3 protein-coding genes are annotated in these 4,715 nt (G+C 75.4%); all 3 read right to left on the bottom strand.

Features of this window, described 5'->3' with window-relative positions; all coding sequences use genetic code 11:
• Positions 1 to 1,864: acetyl-CoA carboxylase biotin carboxylase subunit (locus ACFWH7_RS09575; RefSeq protein WP_378216278.1), on the bottom strand; the 1,864-nt coding region annotated here is incomplete at its 3' end.
• Between the two features lie 4 nt (positions 1,865 to 1,868).
• A complete protein-coding gene (locus ACFWH7_RS09570; RefSeq protein WP_378216277.1) occupies positions 1,869 to 3,533 on the bottom strand; it encodes a carboxyl transferase domain-containing protein in 1,665 nt (554 codons plus the stop codon).
• The gene (locus ACFWH7_RS09565; RefSeq protein ID WP_378216276.1) at positions 3,530 to 4,537 is read right to left on the bottom strand and encodes a dihydrolipoamide acetyltransferase family protein; all 1,008 of its coding nucleotides are present in this window, start codon (positions 4,535 to 4,537) and stop codon (positions 3,530 to 3,532) included. Before ACFWH7_RS09565 ends, ACFWH7_RS09570 begins: the two co-directional genes overlap by 4 nt.
• Positions 4,538 to 4,715: the final 178 nt, after the last annotated feature.

The following is a 4,715-nucleotide window of genomic DNA, read 5'->3' as shown; positions in this document are numbered from 1 at the left end:
TCAGCCCCCCCTCGTCCCCCACGCCCCTGTGTTCTTCCTCGCGGCCCCCCCCCCCCCCGCGCACCGCTTTTTGGTCGCCATTCTCGACCCCAAAAGCGTCGACAACCCCAGGTTCGGCACGGCCCGAGATAGCGACGAACAGCGCCGCGGCCACAAGATCGACCCCCGCGACGCCGTCGGCCGACGAGCCGACCACCGAGGCGAGCGGTCGGATACGCACGTCGTCGTGCTCGGAAGACGGACCGACCACCGAGGTGAGGGCGCGGGGGGTGTGTGCACCGTCGTGGCCGGAAGGCGAGCCGACCACCGAGGTGAGGGGGCGGGGGGTGTGCGCGCCGTCGTGGCTGGGTCTGGCGGGAGCGCCCGAGGAACGAGGGCGCGGATGGTAGACGGCGCGCACACCCCCCGGCCCCTCGCCGGACCGGACCGGAGACCCCGACCCCGACCCCGACGAAACGAGCCGGTCGATCAGGCCCGTGTCGAGCCGCCCGGCGCGCACGTCGGGATCGGCCAGCAACCCCCGCAGGAACGCCGTATTCGTCTCGACCCCCAGCACGACTGTCCGCGCGAGCAGCCCGTCCAGCCGGTCGACGGCGTCCTCGCGCGTCGATCCCCACGCGACGGCCTTCGCGAGCATGGGGTCGTAGTGACCGCCCACCACGGCACCGGCGCGGATCCCTGAGTCGAGGCGCAGCGGCGAGGCACCGGGCCCGGCGGGGACGCCGTCGTCGTCGTACACGAGGACGGTCCCGGTCGCGGGGAGGAACCCGCGCTCGGGCGACTCGGCGTAGAGGCGCGCCTCGACGGCGTGGCCGCGGAGCACGACGTCGTCCTGGGTCAGGCCGAGCGGCTCGCCCGCCGCGACGCGGAGCTGGAGCTCGACGAGGTCGAGGCCCGTGACCATCTCGGTGACGGGGTGCTCGACCTGGAGACGTGTGTTCATCTCGATGAAGAAGAACTCGTCGGGGCTCCCTGCGGGGACGAGGAACTCGACCGTCCCGGCGCCGACGTACCCGACCGACCGTGCGACCTCGCACGCGGCCTCCCCCATCCGGGCGCGCTGCGCGGGAGTGAGGAGGGGCGAGGGTGCCTCCTCGACGACCTTCTGGTGGCGGCGCTGGAGCGAGCACTCCCGCTCACCGAGGTGGACGACGGTCCCGTGCGCGTCGGCGAGCACCTGCACCTCGATGTGGCGCGGCGCCTCGACGAGGCGCTCGAGCAGGAGCGTGTCGTCGCCGAACGACGACGCGGCGACCCGGCGCGCCGACGCGAGCGCACCCGGCAGGTCGTCGGCCGCGCGCACGACGACCATCCCCTTGCCCCCGCCCCCTGCGGACGGCTTGACGAGCAGCGGGAACCCGACCGTGCCCGCGGCGGCGACGAGGTCGTCGTCGGACATCCCGGGCTCGCCCGCCCCCGGCACGACCGGCACGCCCCGCGCGCCGACGATGCGCTTGGCGGCGAGCTTGTCGGCCATCGCCTCGAGCGCGTCGACGCCGGGTCCGACGAACGCGATCCCGGCGCGCTCGCACGCCTGGGCCAGCGCCGGGTTCTCCGAGAGGAAGCCGTAGCCGGGGTGGACCGCCTCGGCCCCGGTCGCGACGGCCGCGGCGACGACGGCGTCGACGTCGAGGTAGCTCTGCACAGCCGGCGCGGGCCCGAGCCGGACCGCGACGTCGGCCTCGCGCACGTGGCGCGCGTCGGCGTCGGCGTCGGAGAAGACGGCGACGGACCGCACGCCGAGGCGGCGCAGCGTGCCGGTCACGCGGCACGCGATCTCGCCGCGGTTCGCGACGAGGACCGTGCGCAACCCGGGCCCCCCGGTCGGCCGGGCGGTCGCGTCGTGGGGGGTGTCGGGGGTCATCGGCTCACATCCGGAAGAGGCCGAACCGGTCACCGGTCCAGGTCTCGGCGAGGGGCGTGCGCGCGCACACGCCGAGGGCGAGGCCGAGCACGCGGCGCGTGTCGGCGGGGTCGATCACGCCGTCGTCCCACAGGCGCGCGGTCGCGTAGTAGGGGCTGCCGTGCTCGTCGTAGTCGGCGCGGATGCCGGCGGAGAACGCGGCCTCCTCGTCGGGGTCCCACGTCTCGCCGCGCGCGGTGAGCTGGTCGCGCTTGACGGTGGACAAGACGGACGCGGCCTGCGGACCGCCCATGACGGAGATGCGGCTCGCGGGCCACGACCACAGGAGGCGCGGCGAGTACGCCCGCCCGCACATCGAGTAGTTGCCCGCGCCGAACGACCCGCCGACGATCACGGTGAGCTTCGGGACGCGCGTCGTCGCGACGGCCGTGACCATCTTGGCGCCGTCCTTCGCGATCCCGCCGGCCTCGGCGTCGGTGCCGACCATGAAGCCGGAGATGTTCTGCAGGAACAGCAGCGGGATCCCCCGCTGGTCGCACAGCTCGATGAAGTGCGCCCCCTTGAGCGCCGACGCCCCGAACAGCACGCCCTGGTTCGCGAGGATGCCCACCGGGTGCCCGTGGATCCGCGCGAACCCGGCGACGAGCGTGTCGCCGTACTCCCGCTTGAACTCGTCGAACCGGCTGCCGTCGACGAGCCGCGCGACGATCTCGCGCGGGTCGTACGGCGCTTGTACATCGGTCGGGACGGCACTGTACAGACCTTCGCCGGACCGGCTCGCCGTGCCCTGCCCGGGCACCCGGGCGTCGTCGTGCCCGACGGCGGGCGGCTCGCTCGGCGCGACGTCCCACGCGGGCGCCGGGTCGGGCGGGAGCGTCGCGACGATGCGGCGCACCGTGTCGAGCGCGTCCTCGTCGTCGTCGGCGAGGTGGTCGACGACACCGCTGCGGCGCGCGTGCAGCTCGCCGCCGCCGAGCTCCTCGGCCGTCACGACCTCGCCGATCGCGGCCTTCACGAGCGGGGGTCCGCCGAGGAAGATCGTGCCCTGCTCGCGCACGATGACCGTCTCGTCGCTCATCGCGGGCACGTACGCCCCGCCCGCCGTGCACGAGCCGAGCACCGCGGAGATCTGCGGGATCCCCGCCGCCGAGAGCCGCGCCTGGTGGTAGAAGATCCGGCCGAAGTGGTCGCGGTCCGGGAACACCTCGGCCTGCCGGGGCAGGAACGCGCCGCCCGAGTCGACGAGGTAGACGCAAGGCAGCCGGTTCTCCAGCGCGATCTCCTGCGCGCGGAGGTGCTTCTTCACCGTGAGCGGGTGGTACGTCCCGCCCTTCACGGTCGCGTCGTTGCACACGACCATGACCTGCCGACCGCTCACCACCCCGATCCCGGCGACGACGCCCGCCGCGGGCCACGCGCCGTCGTCCACGCCGTACCCGGCGAGCGGCGCGATCTCGAGGAACGGGCTGCCCTCGTCGAGCAGGCGGTCGACGCGGTCGCGCGGCAGCAGCTTGCCGCGCGCCACGTGCCGGTCGCGCGACGACGCCGGGCCCCCGTGCGCGACGCTCTCCGTGCGCTCGCGCAGCTCGTCCGCGAGCGCCCGCTGCGCGGCGTCGTTCGCCCGGGCCGTCTCCGACCCGGGGTCGACGGCGCTCGTCAGGACCGTCATCCGGTCACCCCTCCCTGCCGAGCCCGGGATCGCTCCCCACTCGCGGCCGATCCTGGGGAGGAATCCAGGGTTCGCCCGGGCGCGGAGCCTCCCGACGGGGCCGAGCCACCCGCGAGGAGCGCGAGCGCGGGGTCCTCGAGCAGCGCGCCGAGGTCGGCGAGGAAGCGCGCACCCTGCTCGCCGTCGACCACGCGGTGGTCGAACGACAGGCTCAGGGTGACGACGTCGCGCAGCGCGACCTCGCCGTCGTGCTCCCAGGGCCGACGCCGCACCGCACCCAGGCCGAGGATCGCCGCCTCGCCCGGCACGAGGATCGGCGTGCCCGCGTCGACGCCGAACACCCCGACGTTGGTGATCGAGATCGTCCCGCCCGTGAGGCGCTCGGGCGTCGTCCGGCCGTCGCGCGCCGTGACCGTGAGGTCCGTGAGCGCGGCGGCGAGGTCGGGCAGGTCGAGGTCCTGCGCGTCGGGCACGTGCGGCACGACAAGTCCTCGGTCGGTCGCGACCGCGATGCCCAGGTGAACCCGCCGGTGCCGCACGATCTCCGCGGAGCCGTCCGGGAGGTCGTGCCACGCGCTGTTGAGCGCGGGGTGGCGGGGCAGCGCGAGGCAGAGCGCGCGGGCCGCGAGCGCCAGCACGGTGATCCGCGCGCCGCGCGCGAGGCGGTGGGTCCGCAGCCGCTCCAGGAGCTCGACGCTGCGCGTCACGTCGACCGTGAGGAACACCGTCGCGTGCGGCGCCGTGAACGCGCTCGACACCATCGCCGCCGCGGTGTGCTTGCGCACCCCTCGCACCGGCACGACCTCGGGCTCGAGCCCGGCCCGGGCGTCGGTACCGGCGCCCGCCGAGCCGGGAGACGACGGGGTGGCGGCCGTCGCGGTGAGCGTGCCGTGCACGTCGCGCGGCTGCCGCACGACGTCGCGGTGGCAGCTCACCGCCGCGAGGACGTCCTCGCGTGTGATGAGACCGTCCGCGCCCGAACCCTCCACACGGTCGATGCGCACGCCGAGCTTCTTCGCGAGCGCCCGCACCGGCGGCGTCGACCGCGGCCGCTCGCCACGGACGGTGCGACCACGAGCGCCGGTCGACGTCGCGACGTCGAACCCGGCGGTGCGGGTCGCCGGCGCGCGGCCCCGACCCCGGGGTGGGGCCCCGGGGGGGGGGGGGGGGGGCGGAAACCCC

Origin of the sequence: Cellulosimicrobium cellulans (assembly GCF_042723955.1) — a bacterium.
GTDB classification, from domain to species: Bacteria; Actinomycetota; Actinomycetes; order Actinomycetales; family Cellulomonadaceae; genus Cellulosimicrobium; species Cellulosimicrobium cellulans_H.
Note: the sequence above shows the minus strand (reverse complement) of the source record. Positions and strands in the feature narration are given on the sequence as shown.